Below are 26637 nucleotides of genomic sequence, written 5' to 3' on the forward strand. Positions count from 1 at the left end.
AACAAATGAAAAAAACAGATACATTTTCACATTATCGTGAAGGAAAATCACAAATGCAGCGCTTTTTAGCAGAACTAGATCCGGGCAATCTTGAATTACACGATTTCGATTTGTTTGACTGGCTGTTATTCGCAAACAATTTTGCACAGCGTGTAAACTATTTCGATAAAGATGATAATACAACACCGAAAGGAAACTGGGGGAACTTCTTCCTGGGTAATGATGCCGATCCTATCCCGCGTAGAGAAAGCGTTGAGTATAAAAGTATGAAAAAACAGGTTACAGATCTTATTTCCCAGTTCGAACAAGACAGCAGCCTGACACCTCACCTTACATTATTTGTCTGCTTTTTAAAATTATTGGATTTCTCAAAAAAGGCCTTTAATGATTTGACTAAAAGGCATTTGGATTTCTATTATAACGAAATTCTGCAAATTGAAAAAAATGATGCTAAAGCAGATAAAGTTTATGTGATTTTCGAATTGGCTAAAAAAGCCATTCAGGAAAGAATTCCGGACGGAACCCTGCTGGATGGCGGTAAAGATGCCAACGGAAAAAAACGCGTTTACAAAACAGGCGAAGAGCTTATTGCCAACCAGGCAAAAGTCGTTGAGATCAAAAGCTTCCTGAACGATGTTAAAAAAAGAGAGCTGAAGATGGCTCCGGTAGCCAATTCCGCTGATGGACTGGGAGATAAACTTCCGGCAGAAAGCAATTACTGGTGGCCGTTCGGATACAATGCTGATGAAACAGCTTCAGGAAAATCAATCTACAAAGAACTTCCGAAAGCAAAACTTGGTTTTTCAATAGTATCCTCATTATTTGATTTAAAAGAAGGTGAGCGAACAATTACCATCAAGATTGATTTTATTAAAAATTCAACACAAAAATTACAAAATTTATCAAACACCGATATTGAAAATAATATCAAAGTGCTTTGTAGCGGAGAAAAAGAATGGTTATCCGGAATCGTTTTAAAATGTGTAAGAAACAACGACGATCAGCTGGAGCTTTCCTTTACATTATCCAAAGATTTTCCTGCGGTGGTGCAATACAACAAGGAAATTTTACTGGAAACATTTCAGACCAATTTTCCTGTGGTAAGATTCATGATCGAAGGAGAAAAGTATTATGATGTCTATGAAGCCCTTTCAGAAAAACTGGTAAAAAACATAGAAATAGCAGTTGATGTAAAAGGAGTGAAATCTGTTGAAATAGAAAACGACAGCAGCGCACTGAATGCCGAAAAACCTTATTATCCATTTACAGCACAGCCCATTAAAGGATCTAATTTTTACATTAAATGTCCTGAAATGTTTTCTAAAAAATGGCAGAATGCAGACATTACCATCAATTGGAAAAACGCGCCGGATTCAATAAAAGATTTATACAATGGATATGTGATTCAGCCGAATCAAAACATTAGCCTGGTAGCTTTTGAAGCTCTGAAAAGCTCATCAATTGTTCGTTCAGACGCCTATTTCACAGCTGATGCAGCACTTTTTGAAAAAGAAATATGGCGTGAGAAAGGCAATGGAATTGAGTTATTTAAAAAATTAGAAAACGGCTACAGTACCCAATTTTCTATTTTCAATACAAGCAATGAATCGGGGACAAGTGAGGCTATCAGATTGACACTGAACCAGTCGGCATTACAGGATGTGTATCCTAAATTATACACCCTGGCATTATCCAGCAATCCTGTGAGTGAAAAGCTTATTCCGAATGAACCGTATATTCCATTTGCGGAAGATATTGAGTTGAATTACAGCGCTAAAGAAAATGCATACTCTTATTTAAGTAAAGATTCCAGCGGAGAGGCATCAAAAAGTGAAGGCGTACAAGTGTATCACGAAGATGCATTCGGACAGTATGAAAAAGAAGTGGAAACCAAAAGCATTGTTCCCGTACACCAAAACGGAGGGGAATTATACATTGGTCTGGAAGCCATGCCGCAAGTTACCGTTTCTCTGTTGATCCAGATGCTCGAAGGAAGTGAAAATCCTCTGGTAGATACTTTCGATGAAAAAGAGTTTATCGAATGGCATATTCTTTCAAATAATACATGGATTGATCTGTCGAAAAATCTGCTGAAAAACGAAACGAGAAAGTTCCTGGAGTCAGGGATTGTTAAATTTAAAATTCCCAAAGAGATCAATACAAGTCATACTAGGCTTACCGACGGATTAGTTTGGATCAGGGCCAAATCAAAAAGAAGTTATGATGCTGTTTGCAAAATCCAGGGGATTTATACACAGGCTGTTTTAGCGACATTCCAGAATCAGAACAATGATCTGGCACATCTGAATAATGGTCTGGAAGCCAATACGATTTCAAAACTGATAACTAGGGTTCCTCAGGTAAAATCTGTCAGCCAGCCATACAATTCATTTGATGGCAAATACAAAGAGGCAGATACGGAATTCTACAGACGCGTAAGTGAAAGATTAAGACACAAGCACAGAGCCATTACACAATGGGATTATGAAAGTCTGGTATTGCAGGAATTTCCGGAAGTTTTTAAGGTAAAATGTTTAAACCATACTTCTGAAAATTCATATATGGCTCCGGGATATGTCACATTGATGGTGGTACCGAATATCAGAAATAAAAATGCTTTTGATGTCTATCAGCCGAGAGTGAGCAGGGCCAGCCTGAATAAAATTCAGAATTATGTCAATGAATTAAATACGATGCATGTTACGGCTCAGGTAATCAATCCCAATTATAAAGAAGCAAAAGTACAGGCAACAGTGAGGATTTTTGAAAAATATGACGAAATATTCTATTTGCAGCAATTGGATGAAGATATTAAGAAATACATATCGCCGTGGGCTTTTACCGATTCCAAAGATATTGATTTTAATGTGGAACTGAATGTTAATCAGCTGATTAATTATCTGGAACAACTCTATTATGTGGATTATATTGAAGAGGTCAGAATATTGGTAAATAATGTTGTACAGAAAAAATCCCTGATCGAAGTAGATCCGAAATCGATCCTCGTATCTGCCAAACAGCACCAAATTACTATTGCAGAACAAGTATGTATTTAATAATTAATAAGAATAAAACATAACCATGTCAGAAAATAAGCACATTAGTATACCCAAAAATATAGAAACCGGAGATCAGACCGATTTTCACTTTCTGCGCAAAACAGGTATTGAATACATAGAAAAGTTAGGAGGGAAACTTTGGACAGATTACAACTCTCATGATCCGGGAATCACCACGCTGGAAGTTTTGAGCTATGCCATCACAGACCTTGGGATGAGAATGAATATGAATATGGAGGATATCCTAACCTCTAAAGATACAAATACAGATATTCATACGCAGTTTTTAAAAGCTACAGAAATTCTTCCTTCAAGGCCTTTAACCGAGCTTGATTACAGAAAGCTGTTCATCGATATCAACTTTACATCTGGTCATAAAAGGCCGATCCGAAACTGTTGGCTGGTGCCTAATCACGAAGCATTGTATGTGGATTGCAAAACAGGTCAATTGGATTTTAAACCGATCGGAGATAAAACACAAAGCTTTAACATAAAAGGATTATATGATCTGTATATTGATTATGCCGAAGATATTGAAGATGAAAACAACGGATGCGGAAAATCAAGTGTAAACCTTCAAATCTTAGATCGCTATCACGCCAACAGAAGCCTTTGTGAAGATTTAGCCGAAATTAAAGAAATTGAAATTCAGAAAGTGGCTGTATGCGCGCGTATCGGATTGGTAAATAAAGCCGATGAAGAGCTGGTACATGCAAAAGTTTTAAAAGCAATTAATAATTACCTGTCTCCTGAAGTTCATTTTTACTCATTACAGCAAATGCTGGATAAAGGTCTGACAACCGATCAGATTTTTGAAGGTCCGCTTTTGGATAATGGTTTTATTGATACCGAAGAACTTAGAAACAGTCAGCTGAGAAGAGAAGTCCGTCTTTCAGACATCATCAGTGAAGTCATGAAAATCGATGGTGTAAAAGAAATTCACGAAATTTCTATTGCAGGCTGCGATAATGTGATCAAGCAGACCAACGACTGGCTGATCTGCATTGAAAAAGGCAGAAAACCCGAACTTTGCGAGTTGAGTTCTTTCAGCTACAGTAAAGGTTCGCTTCCATTAAATATAAACGACAAAAAAGTTCAGGAATACTTAGCAACTCTCAAAAGAGAAGAAGAAATCCTGAGAGATGATGCAAGACAGAATAAAGAACTGGCTTTACCACACGGAACGGCCTATGAGATTGCAGAATACGCAACTATTCTCAACGAATTCCCGGATACTTATGGTGTAGGAATTTCCGGAATTATAGGAAATAAAACCCCGGAGAGAGAAGCGCTGGCAAAACAGATGAAAGGATATTTGTTGTTTTTTGATCAGATTCTTGCCGGTTACTTTAAACATCTTGAAAAAGTAAAAGAAATATTAAGCGTTAGTGGTGATGTAAAAAGAACCTACTTCACGCAGGCATTAAAGAATATCAAAGGCTTTGAGGAATTGGTGCCGAATTATCCTGCAGAAAATGATGATGAGCTTACAGATTCTTTGTATGAAGAACTGGATAACAGCGTTGAACGCAGAAATGAAATCCTCGATCACCTGATTTCCCGTTTTGCGGAAACGTTCAGCGATTACATGTTCCTGATGAAATCATTGTACGGAAAATCTGCTGACGAAATTGTCCTAAGCAACAAACAAAATTTCCTGAATGAATATGCATCATTAAGTAAAGACCGCGGATTAGGCTACAATTATACATTGTTTGCAGATTCAGATATCTGGAATACAAATAATATTTCCGGGGCACAGAAGAGAATTGCCCGTTTGCTGGGAATTAAGGACTATACCCAAAGAAATGTATCCCAATCGCCTGTTTTAATTACTAAAACAATGAATGGCAATAAAGCAAGCTATACCTGGAAAGTAAAAGATGCTTCAAACAATATCATCTTATCATCCATAAAAAGCTACGAGATTGAATATGCTGCCACCAAAAATCTGAATGAAGCTATTTATCAGATTATTCAGATCGACCAGGAAGACCTTGAAAATGCACTGGAAAAATTGGGACCTTGCGAAGACAATACCTGTATGATCGGAAATATGAGAATCCGTTTTTCAGGGGGAGGAAATTATTATTTTGATGTTGTAGATGATACCGACGAGCAGAACGTAATCGCCACTCACAAAAGAACCAATCCTTATCCAAATCTGAAAGCACTGAAAGTGGGAATATTGGAAACGGTAAAGTATTTCAAATATGATTTTACGGAAGAGGGTATATTCTTCGTTGAGCATTTATTATTAAAGCCAACCGTTAAAGATTACAAGCTTATGGGAGGCATCGGCTGCATGGAGATAGACCGTACTTTCAAAGTAATGTATGATATTGAAGATGTAGCTGAAGAAGATCCTGTAGAATATTCCGAAACCTTCATGTCTTCCTGCGAAGAAGACTGTGAAACCGATGTCTTTGACCCTTATTCTTACCGTATAAGTGTGGTGCTTCCGGGCTATGCATACCGTTTTCAGGATCCTGATTTCAGACGCTATGCGGAAACTGTTATCAGGCAGGAAATTCCGGCTCATGTCCTGGCAAAAATCTGCTGGGTAGGAGACCGTCTTACTGAAACCCAGACCGCTAAAAGCGACCTGTCTGAATTTGAAGTTGCTTTTAAACAATACCTTTCAGATAAATCGAAAAATAATACGGCGAATTTAGGAAACAGTATTAAGGATTTACTTACTGCCCTTACCCATCTGAATAATATTTACCGGCCGGGAAGACTTCTGGACTGTGCAAAAGATGATAACGACAGCTTAGACGGAAGAATCATATTAGGACAATCAAACTTATAAAAATTGACAAACAATGAATACCAAATTAGATAATGTAACAACCCAATATAGAAAGTTCAACGAAAATCAGGCGTTAACGGATGGGCAATTAAACGAATTTATTGATTATTTCGAAGATCAGGACAGGCTGTCAAGAACGCGGTTAAGTGGAGTAGGAATAGTATGTGGTTTTGAATCGACATACGTAGGCTCGTCTTCAAACCCCGGATCAGGAACTCCCGTAGAAGAAATTCCCCAGATGGAAAAACTGGGTGTTGTGGATTATGACGGTATTGTGATCTCACAAGGTGCCGGCGTTACTACAGACGGGGACTTAATAACACTTCGCCAAAAATTAGACAAAACATCAGATGTTGCTATAAACTTCGATACTAAAACCTACAAATATTACCGGAATTACATCGATGATGTCGAATACAAACACTTCCGCATTGATGGAGCACAAGTTCCTCTTTTAGAATTAATTACCCAGGAAGAATATGATCAGTTAGCGAGCGGAAATGATTTTAAAAATGTAAAAGAAATTGGCAGTACCCTCTATGATAAAGTTATTATTCTTTATTTAGAAAGCTATTCCAATGACGAAACCACATGTCAGGACGCGGATTGCGATAATACCGGGGCTGAGCAGGTATCCAATCTTAAAGTGCTTTTAGCAGATTCAGAAATTGTTTCAAATCTCATTTCCAGAGGTGATGCAAAAGACACCATTTATAAAGCGCACAGTGATTATCAGGTACTTTTTGATCAGATGCCTAAAATTGAGGCTAAAAGAGTAATTCTGGATGCCACTGTTAAGAGGGCGTTAGATTTAAAGGCAAGATTTCAGAATGCGGGTACTGCCATTGCAGATTTAAGTAAAGGTTTTAATGCTGTTGCAGATAATTTCAAGGTGAGTCTCAACTTTGGAGGACAAAATCTTAACGATAAACTGACTTCTTTATTAAATCCGGTACCGGGAAGCTCAAGACTGGAAGACTATCAATACCGATATGATCTCCTCAAAGATTTAATTGATACCTACAACGAGATCAAAGGACTGATCCTGCATCTTAATGCTGAATGCTGTCCAGGTATCAACTCATTTCCAAAGCATTTATTGTTGGGACGTGTGGGCGTTACACTTGAATTGGGCGAGCCTACGCCTTACCGTCATGGCTTTTATCATTCACCAGTAACTACAACCGAAGATGAAAATTATGAAAGAGTCGTAATGCTTGCTAATCGCTTTGTTCAGAAGATCAATGGATTCCAGTCATATATCGGACCTGTTAAGATCACTCCTTCTAATATGTTTGTAAGATTAGGTGATAAAGCGATTCCCTATTATTATAATGTAGACAAGTCATTATTGACTAAATGGAATTATGAAAAAACAAAAACGGATAGGGAAACGTACAATTTAAGTTATCATACAGGGAATTTAGCATCAGATGATTTTGTTCAGAATCCGTTAAATTACAATATAGATGATAACGACTTCTACAGAATAGAAGGCCATCTTGGAATGCCTTATAAAACGGCATTGCAAAACATTAATGATCTTAAGGCAAAATACGGATTGGCTTTTGATGTCATCGCATTGGTTCTTCAAAAAGGGGAAAAACCTGTTGAACCAACTAAAGAAGTAGTATCAATTGACGATTTAAGAAAACAGCTCGTATCGATTTCCAGTGACATCAGCAACCAAAGGACTAATTCACAAAGTACTTTATTTAATATTTCAAAATTAGACGAAAAATTAAAATTGCTGAACAAGGCTGAATTTTCTAAAGAAGGAGATGGGGTAACTGTTGTAAGGCAGGATCCTAAAAAAGATGATGTTGTAAGTGAGCTTTTAAGTGAATTTTTAGAAAGAAAATCAGGCTTAGAACATGTTGCCGGCGTAGAACCTGGCGGGACTTTTGTGTTAATTTATGAATCAGAAACCAATAATCAGGTTCTTGCAGATTTCTCATTACCTTATCTGTGTTGTTCCAAAAAAGATCCTGTGTTCTTATCATTACCGAAAAACGCACTGTGTCAGAAAGATGCTCCGATGGCCATGTCGATCGTTCCTGCAGATGGTGAAGTTAAGGCGTTTGTGAACGGTACTCAAATCTCGGTAATTACTCAGTCTGGCGGTCAGAGTTACTTTAACCCTGGTATGGTAGGCGCTGCTTACCTTGGACAGCCGATTACTTTCACCGTTAATGATGACCCTGTGGATGTACAATTGATTGTTTACGAAGAACCAACGATTTCTGTCTCTACAGGTACTGTCAGCTATGGTGAAGATACATCAGATCCGGATGCCACTGTTGATTTCCATGTTACTCCAATTAATAATCCTGGATTTACATATACATTCAATTTTGGAGATGGTTCACCACTTCTGACATTAACGTCATTACCAAATAACGGAACTGTTCAGCATACCTACACGCTTGTTGCAGGAAGAGAAGATACCTTTAATCCTACGCTTACGGTAACCAACAGAAACGGTTGTAGTACTACCTTTGCGGTTGCTCCGCTGAAACTGACCGGTCAAATGACGGTAGTGTGTCTTAACGGAATGCGGGTTGTAATTCAGTATAGAGATGGTGTCGATCCATATCATGCGTGTAATGATGCGAGTTTTAACTTATTAGGAAACGGACATCTCATCATCGGATCCAATCCACCACCTGCAGATCCAAGAGGATTGAGAAAAGGAAATGTACATTTGAGTAATACCGGTGGAGATCAGGATAGACTTAACCGTCCTAATGGTGCTACAACCGGGCTCAGCAGATATAATGAAATCATTATAACACAGGACGAAGCAGAACAACTGGCAGCAGGTGCTAATCAAGGTTTCGTGAAATTCTCTCTTGAGTGTGCATTAGGATACTGTCATACCGGCGTAGCATATACACAATTGTTCCTGGCAAATGATCCTACACCAATTTATGCTGGTTATCCGGTTGGTAATTTCTTAGAAATCAATCCTTGTACGGGAGAAAGAAGATAAATTCTAAGAATTGTATAATAACTTCATAGGCAGGTTGCTGTCTGTGAAGTTTATTAAACCATCTTAATAAATCATTAAAAAATTAATAATAATGAATAATCAATTAAGTAATATATCAACCCAATACAGAAAATTCAGTAAAGGACAATATATAGAATATACCCAGTTCAATGAATTTCTGGATTTCTTTGAAGACCAGGACCGCTTGTCCAGGGTGATGCTTCAGGGAGTCGGTATTGTGTGTGGCTTAAAACCCAGTCTCACTTATACCAACAGGATCCTGAGCAGTATACAGCTTTCTCAGGGAGTAGCGGTAACAACCGACGGTGATTTGCTGACCTTAAATAACACCAATAAGGTAAGCGAAGACCTGTATGTAAGTGATCTGAAAACCATTGATCTGGAAAGCAAAAGCTATACACATTTTAAAGCGTATGACAACTTCAAAGTAGAATATCCTGCCTTCTATCAGGGTAGGGAGCAAATTGAACTCTGGGAACTGGCGACAGCACAAGAAGCAGGTTCCGGTTTTCAGCCGATTGCTAATCTTACGGATTTAGAGGATAAATATCTCTTGCTGTATCTGGAAAGCTACGAAAAAGAAGTAAAGCCCTGCCGGGGAGTCGATTGTGATAATCATGGCATTCAGCAAATCCGGAATCTCAAAGTTTTAGTCACTACTTCAGATGGAATCACAAATATTCTTGGGAGAGACCATATTCAGCCGCACCCTTTATTCATAGATGATGTCTTGAAGTACGGAAAGCAGGAACGGGTAATTGTGGAACGACTTATAGAAGGGCAGGGTATTGATACGCATTTTTCGTCTTCTGATGTAAAAGAGCTGTATTCCGCTGTGTTAGAGAATAATGAATATGGTAGAGTTATTTTTGATAAAATCAATGCAATTGCCCAATTAATCGGACATACAACTGTTTACTATGATGGGTTTAAAAGCACATTAGAAAGCTTTCTTACTCAAAAAGCGGGTTTTCAGTATGCTTATGATGTCGTGAAAGATTTGGCAGATACGTATTGTGAAATTATAAAACTACTACCTAAAGCATTTACGGTAAATCTTCCCGGTCTGGATTCTTTTCCTAAACATATCATGCTTGGGAAGCTTATTACAGATAGCCAACTGGACTTTTCAAGACATCGGTTTTATAATTCATCCGTTTTAGATGATGAAAAATCGACACAGAAAGTAAGATTGCTGATGAGTCGTTTTGTACAGCAGGTACAGAACTTTCAAAATTTTAACGTGATAGATAACGGAAATGCACAAATTAAAATTATACCGTCTCAAAAACTAAATCCGTTAAGTCGTAAAGCAATTCCTTTTTATTATTTAGTTAATGATGAATTTCTGAAAGCCTGGAATTTTGATAAAACCAGCAATCGGTCATTCAGGGATAATTTAGGATATAACAATTGGCTGTCACCGGATGCGCACATCAAAGAACCTTTGCAGTTTAATATTGATAACAATTCATTTTATACTATAGAAGGGCATCAGGGGATGGATTACCAGAAGGCTTTTCAGCAGATCAATCAAATCAAGGATCAGCAGCAGCTTGCATTTGATGTAATGGTTTTGTCATTAGAAGATTTGGTTGATAATAAGGATATGTTTAAAGCTTATTTTAACGAATATGTAGAAAAACATCCTGGTTTGGAGCATAAACGCGGAGTGGAACGTGGAGGTACATTTATCATTGTCTACGAATCATCGGAAGATCCGACAGTTTTTGCAGACTTCTCACTTCCCTATATCTGCTGTACTCCAAAAGTTAAAATCGGACTAAGCCTGCCGAGTTCAGTTATTTGCGCTGGCGCGGATCGTATACCTTTCACCGTAATTCCAGTAAATGGAGTGGTGAAAGCCAGCGTTACTTCAGCTTCAAATGGAGTAGAGCTCGACAATGGAAAATATTTCTTTAATCCGAAATTAGTAAGCTCCGATCTATATGGTCAGGCTATTGGATTTACAGTAAACGGAAAACCAACTAATTGCAGTATCAAGGTTAATGCAGTGCCAAAAGTAAACATTGCTGTTACTTCTGTAGTCTATGCAGATGGTGATCCTACCACCGCAACGGTAGAATTTAATGTTTCCGGACAGAATTTTACAGACTATACGTACAGCTGGGATTTCTGGAATAATGGAGGCTGGGTTACACTGAATCCAAATTCAAGAGGATTTGTAAGTTATACTTTCCACAATTTAAATCCGAAAATAATTCCGACAATAAAAGTCAGAGTAAGCAATAACGGATGTACTCAGGAAATACCATTCACAAACTGGTATAATGCTCCTTCTGCTCCTACCGTTACGTTTGATAATATTAATTTTTCAGATGGAATAAACTGCTGCGAAGGAAAAACGCCTGTGATTAAAGCAGAAGCTACAGGTCCTGGAAGTGTCTATTTAAGAGATGGGTCCTTTGTGGTTCAAGGGCAGGGTGATGGACCTTCACCTTCATCGCTTTTGTATTCATGGGAGAAAATCCAGGGTCCGACAGCAACTCTTTCCGGAGTCAATACTCCTGAGCTGGAGGTTAAAGACCTGGTTGCTGAAGAGTATGTGTTCCAGCTTACAGTTGTGGATGTTGACAGCGGTTTATTTGCTAAATCTGCACAAGTAGTCGTAAATGTAATCAATGAAGACTAATAAAGGGATGATCAAATCATCCCTTATATAACAACGAATATAAAATAACAACAAAAAAGTAATATAATGGCAACAGCAGCATGCAAAGTTTCATTTAAGATAAAATACACATCTTCTCAGCCGATTACACAAGCAACTGCTTACTATAAAATCAAAAATACATCATCGTTTACGAAATATGATCTGCCAACGCTACCGGTAAGTGAGGTTACGCTGGTGGAACTTCCTGAAATTCTAACGCCGGGTGAATATGATTTAATGGTAGAATTGGGTGTAAATGGAGTTACTAAAACTCAGACAAGTTCTTTTCAGATTGGTAAATGTAAGCCTTCGTCTTGTGCAGCACCATCTATTAAAAATGTATACCTTGGAGAGAATGATCAGATCGTTATGGATTATTCTGTAGATACTACGAATTTTTATGCGATACAATACCAAATAGCAACAGACAGCGATTTTAATGACATCGTACAGCTGAAGGTAATCATGGCAAGTGACTACAATCCAACGCAATATATTGAAATGAACGATGGCACTATTAAAGATAATACGCAACTATACATCAGAGTAAGAAAATACTGTTCATCATCAGATGTTTCAGATTGGTCAGATGTAGAAGGTTTTACTTCCGGAACATGGATTAATCAAAAGGTTCTTTATCCTTTTGATGCTTATTGTGTGTCGGATAAATTTAAAGAATTTGATCCTACGGATATCAGAGAATTCAAGGCAAGTATATGTATTACAGACCGTAATCCATTAATGAAAAAGGTAAAACTTACCACAAGTATTCCACAGGAAGGAAGTTTTATTTATACCAATGGTTTAACACCTGAAAAACCTGCAAAACCAGGAAGTATAGCAAGCTTTGATGATCCTCAGGGAGGGGTAAGTACCGGATTTGATCAAACTGGAATAAGATGGATCAGATTTGAAAATAACCCAGCGCTGATTTACAATGTTAATCCGGCGACCGGGCAAATTACCGGTGTTTCAGGTTATAAGTGTAATTTCTAATTGTGTTTATATAAAAGACTGATAAAATCCTCAATTGCGAGGATTTTATTAAGTCGATGATCTTTTAGTTATCTTCTGTTATTCTTACGTCTTGTACTAATGATGTTGAAAAGTTTTGCAACGTCCTGAAGGTGGATTTCAAAGTCATCATAATATTCATTTAGAGAATGAAGGGTAATGATCCCTTTCTCAACATCGTGATTGATGATTCTTTTTATCAAAATCCCTTTCTCTTTGTGAACAATTACAAAATCCCATTTGTCATAATGCAGCTTACTCATCCAGTAATCCTGTCTTACATTGCGGCATAAGATAATATCACCTTCCAGGTAGCTTTCATAGGATCCGTCATCCATACTGTCACCTCTCACTTCAAAACACATGTATTCACCTCTGTGCTCTACATCGTCCGTAAAAGGAATGGTAGGTAAGGTTTCTATATATTCCTCATCTGCAAATCTGCTCAGATAGCCGGCTTGTGCATATTGGTTGGCAAGAGGAACGTACATTATTTTCATATCTGAAAAGACAACAGGCGAGGCACTGTCTTCATGTTGTTGCTTTTCCTGCTCCAGAAGCAAGTTGGTTACGAAATAAGCTGTTGTTTCAGGTATTTTACGTTCGCCTTTTTCCCAATACTGTACGGCTCTCGTGCCGACCCCAATGGATTTTGCGATGTCTGCCTGCTTCATGTTCAGCTTCTTTCTGATTTCTTTAAATTCTAAATAGTTCATTTTGATGTTTTTACGGTAATTGTGGAAAAAAATATGAAAAATATTCATAATTGTTTTCAAAAAAGCGAACAATGTTCGTATATTTGTTTCGCGGTTAAGATGAAACACTGCAAATATACAAAATTATATTAATGATTTAATTTTTTATTTATGTTTTAATATATAGTTAAAATTAAATATATGATTTATAATCAGTATGTTGGAGTGTATATTTCACACTCGGTAATCTTTATGGTTAGATTTTCTCTTTTTTTGTTCTGTTTGGCGCTGATAAGAACAAAGTAAATATTTTCTAATCTTAAAAATGTACAAAGTTCGCTTTTGTCTTTGTTTTTTGAATTGATATTGATCGGATGGCGAATAAAATGCGTTTTATTTTGTTCGTTTATGAAGATGAGATCGTGTATTTATTTCTGTTCAAAACAAAAGCAATACAAAATTCAGCAAACATTACTGTTCAACATAAAATATCGGTTAATTATAGGCATCAGTAATAATTGTTGACACATTAAAATGCCACACAGACATGATAGCGGATTACTTGTCTGTAAGATAGAATGTTGCGCTCTTTTTAAATACAAATTACTTCCCTTTAAATGATATTAATTGCTCATGAATTTAATTCTTCATAAGCATTAGTGGGCCAATTTGATAAATAAAATCTGTATGGTAAGGTTGGGATCTGTTTGTTGTAGAAATATTTGATGTCAACATCTAAAATCAAAAACTAAATAATGTAATTAAACATCTCTTCAGAGGCTTATGGTTAAGTCTTTCGGGTTTCTTGTGGACTTGATCAGCTGCGGAAAATTTTGAAGCACAAAGATCCGTTTAATTCAAAAATAAAACTTTAACATAAAAACTTTAACCAATGAAACGTAGCAAAGAATTAGTAGAAAAAAGAAAAGATTTTGTAATCGATTATGTAAAACGTAATCAGGATAAACAGATGAAAGTGATTGTAACCGAATTGACCGAAATGCTGTTTTTATCTGAAAGAACAATATACAACATTATTCTTCAGGCATAATGCATGATACGTGCATTATTAATTATCAAACCTGAATGATTCATTCCTGATCACTGATGAAAGGATGTCTGAATCATTTCCCAAACTTATTTTATAGGTAAAAATGCAAAGGTGAAAACGGTTTTGCTTTAGTTCATTTTTAAATGAAGCTTAAAAAAACCGTTGCTCCTTGGCTTAAACAACTTTAAGAGATTAAAAATAATTATTCACTAAAAAACTTTACAAACCATGAATAAAAAGAGAAGAAAAAAGATAAAGCAAAACAGACAAAAACTACAGAATCCCAGAAAAGACATCAATGATCTTATCGACGAACTGGCTTATGGAGATGAAAATGAAAACATCCAAAAAAGCAAAAGGTTTTTAGATAATTTATACATCCTGGATCTGGAATAACAACATCCGAAGGTTGTAAAAAAATCGATTTTAATACGTAATATATAATGAAAGAATGAATTTAGACAGTATAAAAGCTCTATTAATCGGAACTGCCATTGCATTTTCAGGAGGATTATTAAGAGTCTTAATCTCCATACAGAACAAAGAAAAAAAAAAGCCGTGGGAACACGTCATCACCTTGATGATCGTTGTGATAGTCGGCTTCACCATGAGCTATTTGATGAACAGGGCCGAGCTGCATGATAAGTGGTATTCAACGGGAATATTATTTGTGCTTGGCTACGGTTATGATAAATACTTAAAGATGATCACCACCAATCTGCCCAACTGGATCGATAAATCAGTAAATCTTTTTATTGAAACCCGATATGGTATCAGAACAGACAGACAGCCTGGTAACCAGGAAGAAAAAGTAATTGAACTTCCTGAAGATCAGGTTGAAAAGTAAAGTAAAGCAATTCTCAAAAAAATCATTACTGCAACTACAGAATCCATCGCTCAAAAAGCAAGGGATTCTCCATAAAAAATATGATTTTTGAATCAGATAACCTAAAAACTCAAAAAACATCAGAAAGCAAAAAAACCTGGAGTGGCTCACCATTACCTGTTTCTCATTACAAAGCTAAGTGCCACTTCTGATTACTTACATTTCTTTAAAAATCTCCCGTACCGGGACTGATTTTTCACATTCAACAGGTATATAAAACGCAATTCACACGATTGCGTTTTGTATGCCTTTTAAATCAATATGAATTAAAAAAACTAAGTCAATGAAAACAGCAAAACCTGTAGAAGTAGACCCTAAAGTCCACCAGAGGCAAAGTAATAAACAAAAGCCGAAAGACCCGGTAGTTATACCACTTTCCGGAACAGAAATAACCAACGCACAGACCCAAAAGTCAGGAGACTCAGGAGTAAATTCAGGATTTGAGAATCCCGGTAGTAGCAAGATTGGTCTCAATGGTACAATAGCAGCCGTTCATGGTTCGCAAACCATTTATGACCAGGGCTCGGAGGTCATGTACGGAAGATTTCAGGAAAGCCTGGAACAAACAGGTGATCTCAATCATCCTGATACCAAAGAGACGGAAAAGGGGTACATGACAACCTTGAATCCGGACCAGGTACAGGATTATCAAAATCTTAAATCCGGAAATGAGGTTCCTAAAACGGTGCAGGAGCAGGCTCAGGTACATCAGCAAAACAAAAAAGATCAAAAAGAAAAGATCAAATCAATTGATAAAGAAAACAATGATATTTCTTTAGCTGATTTATCGCATTCTTCAGCGACACAGTTAGCGGATAATTTTAATGCCGTTCAAAACAACAGTACAGGTCTTTTCAGCAGCAAAGCGGGTAAAGCGACTGCCGGACTGCCGAAGGTAAATGCAAAAACCGGGAGTGCTTTTTCCGGATCTAAGGCAAAAACTAAGACAAAAGCAGATAAAACGGCAGCAAAATCAAGCAAAAAGACGGTGAAATCTGTGAGTCAGAAACCTAAATCAAAGGAGATTTCTTTTCCACAAAATGAGCCTCTGAAAAAAGAAAGCTATTCTTTTAACACAGCGGCTAAAAACGGAGGTTTTGAAAAAAAAGCTCAAAATCAATTGGATGCTGTTCGTCTGAATACCTCAGCTATCCCTACGGTTATGCAGCAAAATACGCGCTTAGATCTTACAGGTGAAGCTGATACGGAGCATCTGGCAATCGAGCAACAGGATGTGGCTCAGGATATGAGTGTCAAAAAAAATCAGGCGGCAAAAGACATTCATAAAGATTATGGTGAAAATGACATCATTAAAAAACCACATGATGAAATGCTTAAGCCTTCACGTAAAGTAAGTTTCAAAGCAGTTAAAAAACAGCCTGTTGACAAGCTGAAACTTGAAGGTATTGATGAAGCACTGATTAATGCTCAGTTTGAACCTGTAATTCAGTCAAAAATAGGAGCTGAAAATGAAAAATACCAGTCAGCTGAACTGGAGCATAATCAAAAAATACTGGAGCATGAAAAAGCGGCAGATACCCAGATAAGTAATGAAAAAGATATATCGAAGGAAAAGCAGCTGAAATCGGTAAAAGAAGCCCATGCGGATGTGCACAGTTCAAGAACTGAATGGCAAAACGCACTGGATAAAACGGAATCTGATTTTGCGAAAAAATCCGGTGATCATGCCAAGACAACCTTGAGTTCAATAAATACGAAGAAAACAGAAGGTGAAACTAAAGCTCAGGGGCATGTTAATAAAGCCAATGAGGATGCACGCAAGAAAAAAGAAGCGGCTGACAAAGAAGCAAGAGATAAAACTGCAGAAAAGAAAAAAGAAAGTAAAGGTTTCTTTGGCTGGTTGGCTGATAAAGCTTCGGAATTTATCAATGCGCTCAAAGAGGCACTGAATTACATTTTCACTAAACTTCGCGAAGCGGTTAAAACTATTTTTGAGGCTGCCAAGAAATTAGTTTTGGAAGTCTTAGAACTGGCCAGAAAAGCAATTGTAAGTCTTATCAAGGGATTTGCTTCGTTATTAAAAGGCTTCCTGGATATTGCCCTGGCTGCATTCCCGGGTATCAGAGACCGGTTAAAAGCTAAAATTGACAAATATGTAGCAGTCGCCGAGAAATACGTAAACCAAACCTTTGAAGCCTTCAAAAAAGCGGTTATTGAGATTATTGACTTCCTGGCGGATGTAGTGGATAATTTATTGGGAGCACTACAGGCGGTGTATGATTTCATTCTTGATTCAATCAATTTTATTGTAGCCGGAATCATAAAGATAATGGAATTTTTATTTAATCTGAATATGGCTGCAGCAATGTCTGTTTTAGAATTCTTCGGAGCATTGGCGGAAGAAGCATTAGGAGGTAATCCGGCAAAACCACTTCAGGATGTAGAGGTACCTTTAGGTCAGGAAAAAGCATGGGCTTCTGCCATGGGAAGTGAAACGGAAAATAAAGTTGCTCAGGAAGGAAAAGCTTCTGTAAACGATGCGATTCCGGTTTTAACGAAATCTAAACTGGATGATGATGATGTAGTGTTAGAAACTTATCCTGCAGTTTCTGTGGATAAAGATTTTATGAAATCTTTACCGAGTCTGAAAGATGGAGAAAAATTAGAATTGGGAGGAGCGGGAGCAAACAGCGTGACCACAAAACAATTCCAGGAGTCGGCTGCTTTTGATGCAGGATATAGTATTCACGGAGAAGAACAAAGTACCGAGCAATCGGCTAATATGGCTGAAGCAACTGGTGAAGTTCAGAAAGATGCTAAACCGGACTGGAGGCATATGAGTGATGAAGAAAAATTGAAAGAATATAATGATCAGATGCTTGTGCAGTCTGCTAAGGAAGGTGATGCTGAACCGACCCCTCAAAAAGCAGCCCCTGAAGCAACCGAAGATAATTCTCCTGAAGCACTGATTACCAAAACCGGACGCTTAAATGCAGGGCGCAGATTACAGTTTATGGGTGAACAAATGTTAACAGGAATAAAAGTATTCTGGAATAAATATAAAGCATGGATCATTGCAGGATTTGTAGCTGCATTAGTTGCTATCGCAGCTATTCTGATCTTTAGTGGAGGAACTGCTTTGGGTGCTGTCGTTTCTGCTTTAGGTGAGGCCTTAACGCTTATTTTCGGGGCTTTTGCTGTATACCGGGCAATGGGAATGCTTTGGGAATATGTGAAAAAAGCATGGGCAGGAGATAAACAAGGAGCCGCAAAAGCATTGGCTACTGCATTTGCCATCATTGTTGTAGAATTCTTCATCGATAAGATTATGGCAGGAATGGGTAATGTATATAAACGTATGTTGAAAGTCTTTAAATCTACCAAATTTGGAAGAGCAATTAGAACAGGTCTTGCTTTTCTTAAAAGGACACAAAGAAGAACAAGAGATCTTCTTAAGAAAGGAGTTGCTACATTACGAGGTACAAGGGTTGTCATCTATCTGGAAAAAATTGCAGTAAAAGGAGCCGGCAAATTAGATGATCTTCGTAACAAAATTTTAACTAAATTCGGGTTCAAGAAAATTTGGCTTGAAAAGCATGGCAAATTTATAGAGCTTTGGGGAGAATTTAACTCTAAAGTGCTGTTGATGAGAGAAGATGCAGATGGGAATAAATCACCTCAACTCGATGCGGATGGAAACCCGATGTATAGAGAGCTCGATAGTGCTGATTATGAAATTTTAGGAAGAGATAAGCAGGTAGGCGCTGAAATGCGTGATGGTGTTGTAGTTTCAAATTCTTTCAATGATAGATTCATGGGGATGAGCCCGGAAAAACAACAGGAGACATTAGGAAAATTAGTAGATGATGATTTCCATGTCCGCCGAGCAGAAGGGATGAAAGGCTCCAGACCAGAAGTTACTATTCCTGCAACATTTAAAACTCAGGATTTGGATGGAGTCACTGAAATTAGACCTCGTAGTCAGCCGGATATTGATCATTTAGACGATTTAGCGACAAGAAGAAAAGCAGAAATAGGTAACCCTAGTGAACTCAGAGGATATTCAGAACAGATTGGTGAAGCAGCAGCTGATGCACATGCAAATGCACACGGCTTAACACCAATATATACAGGTAGTGGAGCTTATACCTTAGATAAAGTCTATCAAAAAGGAGATACATTCTATGTATTTGAAGCGAAAGGAGGAGGAAGCACATTGGGAGGTAAAAAGGTTGATATAATTAATGAAGCTACTGGAGATTTTCATATTGCGGAGCAAGGCTCTCGAGAATATCTAGAAAAAACTATCCAGGATATGATTAAATCTGGAGACGCAGAAAAAATTGCAACAGCATCAAAACTAAATAGAGCTTTAAGAAATGGTAATGTAAAATACATGGTAGTCCAGCAGAAGTTAAATAAAGCTGGAGATATAGGAGAATTTACAATTAAAGAATTTGATATAACAAAATAAATATGGAAAAAATTGATTTGCATAAAATTGACAAACCTGAAGCTGTAAATATGTTTTACAATTCAATAAAAGATTATTTTGAGGATAATATTTCAGAATGTAGAAGAAAATTTAGTTATTTATATTACACTTTCAAAGATTTTTCAGAATTACTTGAATTATCTGTTGTGGAAAAACCAGAAGTATCTCAGCAAAAGTATTGGTTTATTTATGGACTTAACTGTATTAGCGAGTTTTGTCGTTTGGCCCATTTCTCAGGCGAAGTAAAAGAAGCGCAAATAGATGAAAGTGGTGTTTTCTCTATTAAAGTAGAAGAAACCAACCAACACATTAATATTTTGAAAGCGCTTTCTATGGCAACCATTGCGAGAGACGAAGTAAAGCAAAAGGTTATTGCCGATAGCCCACTTTATTTATGGGAAATAAAAGAGGAAAATCATAATAATGGTAATTTTGTAACTTGTTTCTTATTATTAATGAAAGAATATTACTCAAATAAAACCTTTAATGAAGAGCTTTTTGAAAAATCACAACAATATGTAATATTAAATAAATCTGAAATAGGACCAGATATTAAACAAAAGTTTTGGATCTATTACATGAATGAATTTTTAATAGCTTTTAAATCTTTAATTGATAATAATGAAGCAGAGTTCAATCAGAATTTGATTAAAGCCATTAAAGCACACAAAGAAGTCTGGAGCCAAAAGAAGGCTTTAAATAAAGGAGGCACTCCTTTGTGTAGAGAAAATGAAGGATTTTTATCGTGGGGCTGTACGGCTTTGGCAGCAATGGCTCATGATAAAGGCTGGAAGCTTGAAGTTGAATCAGATTATATACCAAGTTTTATGGTTGATGGTAGTATAAATAAGTAATATTTTTTATTGACTAGTGACTAGGCCTAAAAATAAGCATCCCAATAACGGGATGCTTTTATTGCTAAAAAATATATCATTTAAAATTTTAACTAAATGGAGAAACTATATCAAATGCGGAACTATTCAATATAAAAAACATGCTCTGTAGTCAACACCTTCTTGACCGCACTGTCAATGGTATGTTGACCGTACCGTCAAGAAGGTGTTGACCGCCCGAGTGTGATGCCCTTGACCGTACGATACAAAAGACATTGAATATGAAGTCGTGAAGTGCAATCAAATTTTTAAAATTTCGATTCGGAAAGAATTGTGATCGTGTCTTAAGATTTGTGTTTCTGCTTAAAAAATTCGTCTTTTTATTTTAAAAAAAATCGTTATATATTGTATTGACAAAAAATGAAACGAAAATAATCACCAAATACCATTTAACCCCATGAAAAAAGCGCTATTCATTTGTTTCCTGCTATTTAATCTTTCCATTGTAAGTGCACAAACTATAGAATCCGGAAGTCACAATACGGCGGCCTATATCAAAAATGACGGAACTATCGAAGACAGAAGTCATGCAACGGTAGGGTATATTAAGAGCGATGGAACTATTGAAAACAAGAGCCACGGAACCATTGGCTACATCAAAAGTGATGGCACTATCGAGAACAAAAGCCATTCTACAGTTGGTTACCTTAAAAAAGACGGAACGGTAGAAAACAGCAGCCATTCAACGATTGGATATATCAAGGATGATGGAACGGTGGAAAATAGCAGCCACAGTACGATCGGCTATGCCAAAGGAGTGAAGAAAGAGTGGGCGGCATTAGTGTTTTTCTTCTTTAAGGTGGATTAGTAGAAAATAAGAATAAGTTAAAAATATTAGGCTTGGATTTTTATAATCTGAGCCTTTGTTTTTATGTAGATTGAGGGCTTTTGATAAGTGGTCCTGATATAAAATGTTTCTTTAACAATAATGCACTTGAAACAATAATTCATTGTATGGGTTTATTAACCTCCGGCTTCCATCATTTGTCTTCCTACATAAAATCCACTGCAACTACAGAATGGACAGGGCAAAAAACTTTAGTAAGAGTGAAAAAATCATGACTTTTGAACTGTGAAATATGTAGAGTAATTAACTGGAAATATATCGTCAGATCTATTCATGAGAGCGGTTCTTATTCATAGAAATATCTTTTATAAAATCTAAAAATATTCCGGAATAAGATTTAAGTTTTTGATAAAAAATGGCAATACCATTAAAAGACAATCTTAAGATGGTTCCAGGCAGGCGATTCCAGCCGAACACCAATACTGAATCATAGAATTCCTTTCAGAAGAAGAAATATCCATTGATAAAGTTGAAAATTTAAATATCACATTACACATAAACAAATAAATATTTTAGATCATGAATATAAAAAAAGCGGGAACAATTTCAGAGCTGAAACTAACAGATGCAGATTATGATGGAGAAGAGATTCTTCTTTTAGGCTATTACGAATCAGGCGACAAAGATCCGTTGCTATATAAATATACGACTCAGAATTTTTCTACATTGGTAGATGATGGTGGGGCTGTAATTAAGACAACACTAGGTTCCTGGATTGCACAATTTAATAGAGTTGTCACATTAAGAGACTTTGGAGGTAAATCTAATACAGATTTTGACAATGGACCAATTATAACAAAAGTAAACACCTATTTAGCTAATAATGCTCCTGCGACAGATGCTACAAGATTTACTTTCATTATTCCTGCATCAGAAAATTATTACAAAACTACATTGGGACTCGTTGTCCCTGCGATGGTCAATTGTATAATGGACGGTACACTTTTATTTACGGGAACAAAAAACAACGTCACTGTTGTAACTGTTGGTTCAGCAGGAATTATTAATGAAAAAACAAAAATTAAAATAAATATCAGATCAGAAGGACCGGCTGACTGGACGAATTCGACATATGTAGGGTTTAAAATTATTAACGCACAGGTATGTACTGACTTTGAAATAGCTCAAGTAATTGGTTTTACTGAAGGTGGATGGTTTGCAGGAGCAGGAGTAAGTACATTAGCAAAAGGTTTTGTTCACAATATTGTTAAGTTAGGTCAACTAGCCAACAATAAAATCGATTTAGTCATAACTAGGATTGATGATGGATGGTGCAATGAGAATATATTTTTAAAAGGCAAGTTTCAAAGAGTATCAACAACTAACTCAGGACTTGATAAGTATGGCATAGTTATAAGATCTGAAAGTACTCCTTATTCGCACAACAATAATAATTTTATAGGACCTTCGTTTGAATATGGTTATAATCCTAACCCCGAAGTAGGTGGTGGAGATACGGTTCCTGTGGTGATTTACGAAGGTAACACAAATAGTTTCACAAATGTAAGGCTTGAGACCGGTCCTGTTCCTTGTGTTATAAGAACATTAGGGAACTCAACTGATAATGTTTTTGAAACTGGCTATTCGAGCGAATTCTCATATTCATCACCTAAAGCAGTACAAGATTTAGGTACTTACCCCACTACAATATTTACTACTCGCAAAAATTCTGTTCGACAAAAGTCAAACAAATATCAAGTTTATAATTCAGGGTATCTACCGAAAAAAATATTTACAAAAGACGGTACGCATGTTTACGCGCCTGATGAAATGTTTATCGCGGTTTCAGGAAGTGCGGCAAATAGTAAGAATTCATCAACAGGGATAACAGTAACCAATACCAATGTGAATATAAGCACTTCCAGAGCATTGGGAGTTAGAGTAGATACTTCAAAAAATAAACGTTTTATAATCAATAAATACGTTGTAAAAGACGGACTACCTGGTCGTATAATGGTCAGATGTTACGATGATAGTGGTACGGTGCTAACAAATGATAAAATATATGTAAAAGGTGAAGCAACTACTCCCCCGGTTTACAATTCAGCTTTTGGTGGCGTTTATCGAATGGGTTCAGATGTAGATACATATATGTATGTTAAATTCGACGATGATGTAAAATATGCTGATATATTGATAGGTGGCGGTTCGGCGGCATGTGAATTAAAATCATTTAGTATCGAAGCTTTAGACTTTCCTTCATCTATTATTGATCCCTATAATAAAAAAGGTTGGTATGCCTCTGAAACACCCACCACCACAATATATGAAACAGGAACAATTGTATATTCAACGGCCGTCGCTAATAAATTGTCAGGCTGGGTATATAACGGAAGTGTATGGATAGATTTTATACCTAGCGCTAGCCTATCTACACCAGGTCTGGTTAAACAATCCGCGGCGGTTTCTAACATTACCCTTGACGATGCAATAGATCTTCCGACAGCTTTAACCTTAGTCAACGAACTTAAAAAGCAATTTAATGCAAAATTAACCGCAGACCGAAATAGTGGAATTCAATCAACATAAATAAAGACTCACTGCAACTACAGAATCCGCAAGGCAAAAAACTTTTAGGAGAACAAAAAAAGAATGAATTTTGAACTTTAAATCATAAGCTGAATAGAATAGTAAATACATGGAAAAAACTGAAATAACCACGAGAGAAAAATTAAAAACCTATTTTGAAACAGGCAAATATCCAACAGAAGGGCAATTTGCAGAATTGATCGATTTTTTGAGACTTAAAGAAGATATATTGACAAATAAAGAATTGGTAGATCTTTCCAATCACCTTGCTGCCCTTGATAATGGATATATTCTTTACAGTACCAGCAATATTGAGAATGAGAAATTCTCAATCGTTGTAAGCTCAAAAGAAGGAGAAAGTCAAACTTTTACGATCGGCAAAACCGAAAACAAAGAACAGAAACGCTATTTTCAGGGCAGCGCGCCTTACACGGTCAGTACAAAAGAGTTTATGGTAGACCAATTAGAAGGAAACAAATATTACTATCTGAACACTCAGATCGACGACGGCCATACAACGAGCAGGCTGTTCGGAAATAATCTGCCTCCCATTCCGGAGAATTTTGGACTGGGAACAGTGGAAAATGAAAAAATTTCTGTAAGGATAAGTAACGAAGATTTTGATCGTAAAATAAATAATTTACATACACGTCTTACTTTTGTTAATAAAACTGAAATATTTATTGAATACGCATTATACGGGAATTATTGGTCTAATAAGTATATTTCTGAAGATATGGTAACGGATCATTATGATCTGGGGGATTTTTTAGTCTGTTTTTACAGAGCCGACCTCTCCGGAATCAGTAAATCCATAGGATGCAGAATTTATGACGCCGATAATGATACTCTTCTGATGACAGCCTCCTTGATACCTGGTCAGAAAAATATCAATGTCTCTGCAGGAGGTGTCCTTTCAGGAGTAAGAAATGCCAGAATCGAATGTGATTATGAAAGCTAAATGATCTGATCATTAAATAGAATCACTGCAACTACAGAATAGACAGAGCGAAAAACTTTTACAAAAAGAAAAAAAATCTGAACTTTGGACTATTAAAATAAAGGTTAAACACTCAGTCAAAAAGCTACTGCAACTACAGAACAGAGAATGCAAAAAGTTTTTATAACAATAAAAAAAGTCTGAACTTTGGACTATCAAAATAAAGGTTAAACATTCAGTCAAAAAGCCACTGCAACTACAGAACAGAGAATGCAAAAAGCTTTTATAAGAACAAAAAAAGACTGAACTTTGAACTTTAATTCATAAAAAGGCAGATACAGGCCAAAGTCAATTAATACTAAATTAATTGGATATCGCGAAAGCGAAATGTAATCAATTACATGATTAATTCATAAAAATAAATCCTCAGTCGGGTAATATCCTCAATAACAGGATCCCTTTTACTCTTGAAATACTGGAATTTTCTGATCCATAAACATCAGAATCTTATCCAGGATGTGGAATGACAGAGAATCTTATCAGAAAAATCTGTTGTTTTCTTTCAAAAGCAGATTGACTTCTTTCAAAAGTAGGAAATCCGGTAATGGGAAGGCTTTCAAAAGCAACTGTTACGGCAGTTGGGTAAGACTCTCAAAGGTGAGCTGCTTTCCGGCTGAGGTTTATTTTTAATAAAAAATATATTTTCAAAAATGTCAGACAAAATAAATATCAATACTAAACCATGATCATCATGATAATGGGTGACAGGAAAGGACATAAGCATAAAACATTAAAATATTATGGAAGAAAGAAATAAATTAACCCAAAGAGAAGAGCTGAAAACCTATTTTGAAACGGGTAAATATCCTACACAAAGTCAATTTGGTCAATTCATAGATAATTATGTCCATCTGAATGAGTTAAATTTTGGACTGGAAATAAAACCAACAGGAGATTATAAAACAAAACATTATCATTTTTACAAAGCTGATAAGCTCGGAGAAGCGAACAGAGGCCATATCAATATAGAAAGTGTAAAAGACAGTAAGCCGGAGGAAATAGCCCGTTACACACATGTTCTGTCTCGCGATATCAGCTACAGATCTCTAAACGTAAAGTTATCAGGCGAATTGGATATTGATAAGCATCAGCCGAAGATCATCATCAAGCGTTACAAGCAAAAGAAAATAATGAAAAGTGGTTACAGAAAACCATCCGGTTTTTACCAGGAACTTCCCGAAGATGCAAAATCATGGGACAGACAGTCGGAATATCCTGTGAAATCTAATGAAATGGTTCTTGATATTAATCCGATCAGCTATTTCAGACCGGGTAAGGACTACAGGGATTTCTATCCCGCCGGTACGATCAACAGACCCGGATCATTCAGATATTCTGTTCATCACAGAAAACCATTTTCTCTTATTCAGATGCTTTTGGAAATTGATGTTAACGGAACAAAATTCAGATCGAACCCTGTTAATATAAAGATTATTCTTGGAAGGGACGAAAACGATCTGATCAATTATATCATCAATTAAAACTAAACCTCAACCGGGTAATATACTCCATCACAGGACCCCTTTTATTCTTGAAATACTGGAATTTTCTGAGGCTTACTTGTCAGAATCTTATCCAGGATGTGAAATGACAGAAAATCTATAATGGAAATCTGTTGTTTTCTTTCAAAAGTAAGATTGATTCTTTTAAAAAGTAGGAATTCCGGTAATAGGGAGACTTTCAAAGACAATTGTCACGGCAGTTGGGT

Annotated in this window: 15 protein-coding genes; 14 read left to right on the forward strand and 1 reads right to left on the reverse strand. The window is 36.6% G+C overall.

Annotated features, from left to right (window positions below; translation table 11 throughout):
• Positions 1-5 precede the first annotated feature (5 nt).
• The 5 genes from BMW64_RS17075 to BMW64_RS17095 all read left to right on the forward strand — a co-directional run bounded on the left by BMW64_RS17075 (position 6) and on the right by BMW64_RS17095 (position 12554).
• A complete protein-coding gene (locus BMW64_RS17075; RefSeq protein WP_090001339.1) occupies positions 6-3056 on the forward strand; it encodes a baseplate J/gp47 family protein in 3051 nt (1016 codons plus the stop codon).
• Positions 3057-3081: 25 nt separating this feature from the next.
• A complete protein-coding gene (locus BMW64_RS17080; protein ID WP_090001341.1) occupies positions 3082-5871 on the forward strand; it encodes a hypothetical protein in 2790 nt (929 codons plus the stop codon).
• A 13-nt stretch (positions 5872-5884) separates the two neighbouring features.
• On the forward strand, positions 5885-8863 hold the full coding sequence (locus BMW64_RS17085) for a PKD domain-containing protein (RefSeq protein ID WP_090001343.1): 2979 nt from the start codon (positions 5885-5887) through the stop codon (positions 8861-8863).
• 91 nt (positions 8864-8954) lie between these two features.
• Complete coding sequence (locus BMW64_RS17090) at positions 8955-11537, forward strand: PKD domain-containing protein (protein ID WP_090001347.1); 2583 nt, start codon at positions 8955-8957, stop codon at positions 11535-11537.
• A gap of 66 nt (positions 11538-11603) precedes the next feature.
• Positions 11604-12554: a hypothetical protein gene (locus tag BMW64_RS17095; protein WP_090001350.1), complete on the forward strand. Its 951-nt coding sequence runs from the start codon at positions 11604-11606 to the stop codon at positions 12552-12554.
• 68 nt (positions 12555-12622) lie between these two features.
• Here the strand turns inward: BMW64_RS17095 and BMW64_RS17100 are convergent, their stop codons facing one another.
• Positions 12623-13288 carry a S24 family peptidase gene (locus BMW64_RS17100; RefSeq protein WP_228400944.1) on the reverse strand — a complete coding sequence of 222 codons (666 nt, stop codon included), beginning with the start codon at positions 13286-13288 and terminating at the stop codon, positions 12623-12625.
• An 871-nt stretch (positions 13289-14159) separates the two neighbouring features.
• On the opposite strand from BMW64_RS17100, the gene BMW64_RS20765 reads away from it, so the two are divergent.
• The 9 genes from BMW64_RS20765 to BMW64_RS17135 all read left to right on the forward strand — a co-directional run bounded on the left by BMW64_RS20765 (position 14160) and on the right by BMW64_RS17135 (position 26410).
• Positions 14160-14318, forward strand: a complete 159-nt coding sequence (locus tag BMW64_RS20765) for a hypothetical protein (protein WP_157456450.1) — start codon at positions 14160-14162, stop codon at positions 14316-14318.
• Between the two features lie 228 nt (positions 14319-14546).
• Positions 14547-14714: a hypothetical protein gene (locus tag BMW64_RS20770; RefSeq protein ID WP_177175316.1), complete on the forward strand. Its 168-nt coding sequence runs from the start codon at positions 14547-14549 to the stop codon at positions 14712-14714.
• A gap of 55 nt (positions 14715-14769) precedes the next feature.
• Positions 14770-15165 (forward strand): hypothetical protein, encoded by a 396-nt coding sequence (locus BMW64_RS17105; protein ID WP_090001352.1) that lies wholly within the window; start codon positions 14770-14772, stop codon positions 15163-15165.
• 322 nt (positions 15166-15487) lie between these two features.
• A complete protein-coding gene (locus tag BMW64_RS17110) occupies positions 15488-19639 on the forward strand; it encodes a hypothetical protein (protein ID WP_090001354.1) in 4152 nt (1383 codons plus the stop codon).
• Between the two features lie 2 nt (positions 19640-19641).
• Complete coding sequence (locus BMW64_RS17115; protein WP_090001356.1) at positions 19642-20514, forward strand: immunity 49 family protein; 873 nt, start codon at positions 19642-19644, stop codon at positions 20512-20514.
• Positions 20515-20950: 436 nt separating this feature from the next.
• Positions 20951-21361 (forward strand): 5-fold beta-flower protein, encoded by a 411-nt coding sequence (locus BMW64_RS17120; RefSeq protein WP_090001358.1) that lies wholly within the window; start codon positions 20951-20953, stop codon positions 21359-21361.
• A 558-nt stretch (positions 21362-21919) separates the two neighbouring features.
• On the forward strand, positions 21920-23929 hold the full coding sequence (locus tag BMW64_RS17125) for a hypothetical protein (protein ID WP_090001360.1): 2010 nt from the start codon (positions 21920-21922) through the stop codon (positions 23927-23929).
• A 109-nt stretch (positions 23930-24038) separates the two neighbouring features.
• On the forward strand, positions 24039-24890 hold the full coding sequence (locus tag BMW64_RS17130) for a hypothetical protein (protein ID WP_090001362.1): 852 nt from the start codon (positions 24039-24041) through the stop codon (positions 24888-24890).
• 779 nt (positions 24891-25669) lie between these two features.
• The gene (locus BMW64_RS17135) at positions 25670-26410 is read left to right on the forward strand and encodes a hypothetical protein (protein ID WP_090001364.1); all 741 of its coding nucleotides are present in this window, start codon (positions 25670-25672) and stop codon (positions 26408-26410) included.
• Positions 26411-26637 lie beyond the last annotated feature (227 nt).

Source organism: Chryseobacterium taichungense (assembly GCF_900109935.1).
Taxonomy (GTDB): Bacteria; Bacteroidota; Bacteroidia; order Flavobacteriales; family Weeksellaceae; genus Chryseobacterium; species Chryseobacterium taichungense.

Excerpts from the sequence above, each read along its gene's own strand:
- BMW64_RS17125 (WP_090001360.1), top strand. The coding sequence starts at position 21,920 with ATGAATATAAAAAAAGCGGGAACAATTTCAGAGCTGAAACTAACAGAT.
- BMW64_RS17110 (WP_090001354.1), top strand. The coding sequence starts at position 15,488 with ATGAAAACAGCAAAACCTGTAGAAGTAGACCCTAAAGTCCACCAGAGG.
- BMW64_RS17135 (WP_090001364.1), top strand. The coding sequence starts at position 25,670 with ATGGAAGAAAGAAATAAATTAACCCAAAGAGAAGAGCTGAAAACCTAT.
- BMW64_RS17080 (WP_090001341.1), top strand. The coding sequence starts at position 3,082 with ATGTCAGAAAATAAGCACATTAGTATACCCAAAAATATAGAAACCGGA.
- BMW64_RS17095 (WP_090001350.1), top strand. The coding sequence starts at position 11,604 with ATGGCAACAGCAGCATGCAAAGTTTCATTTAAGATAAAATACACATCT.
- BMW64_RS20770 (WP_177175316.1), top strand. The coding sequence starts at position 14,547 with ATGAATAAAAAGAGAAGAAAAAAGATAAAGCAAAACAGACAAAAACTA.
- BMW64_RS17115 (WP_090001356.1), top strand. The coding sequence starts at position 19,642 with ATGGAAAAAATTGATTTGCATAAAATTGACAAACCTGAAGCTGTAAAT.
- BMW64_RS17120 (WP_090001358.1), top strand. The coding sequence starts at position 20,951 with ATGAAAAAAGCGCTATTCATTTGTTTCCTGCTATTTAATCTTTCCATT.
- BMW64_RS17090 (WP_090001347.1), top strand. The coding sequence starts at position 8,955 with ATGAATAATCAATTAAGTAATATATCAACCCAATACAGAAAATTCAGT.
- BMW64_RS17100 (WP_228400944.1), bottom strand. The coding sequence starts at position 13,288 with ATGAACTATTTAGAATTTAAAGAAATCAGAAAGAAGCTGAACATGAAG.
- BMW64_RS17130 (WP_090001362.1), top strand. The coding sequence starts at position 24,039 with ATGGAAAAAACTGAAATAACCACGAGAGAAAAATTAAAAACCTATTTT.
- BMW64_RS20765 (WP_157456450.1), top strand. The coding sequence starts at position 14,160 with ATGAAACGTAGCAAAGAATTAGTAGAAAAAAGAAAAGATTTTGTAATC.
- BMW64_RS17105 (WP_090001352.1), top strand. The coding sequence starts at position 14,770 with ATGAATTTAGACAGTATAAAAGCTCTATTAATCGGAACTGCCATTGCA.
- BMW64_RS17085 (WP_090001343.1), top strand. The coding sequence starts at position 5,885 with ATGAATACCAAATTAGATAATGTAACAACCCAATATAGAAAGTTCAAC.
- BMW64_RS17075 (WP_090001339.1), top strand. The coding sequence starts at position 6 with ATGAAAAAAACAGATACATTTTCACATTATCGTGAAGGAAAATCACAA.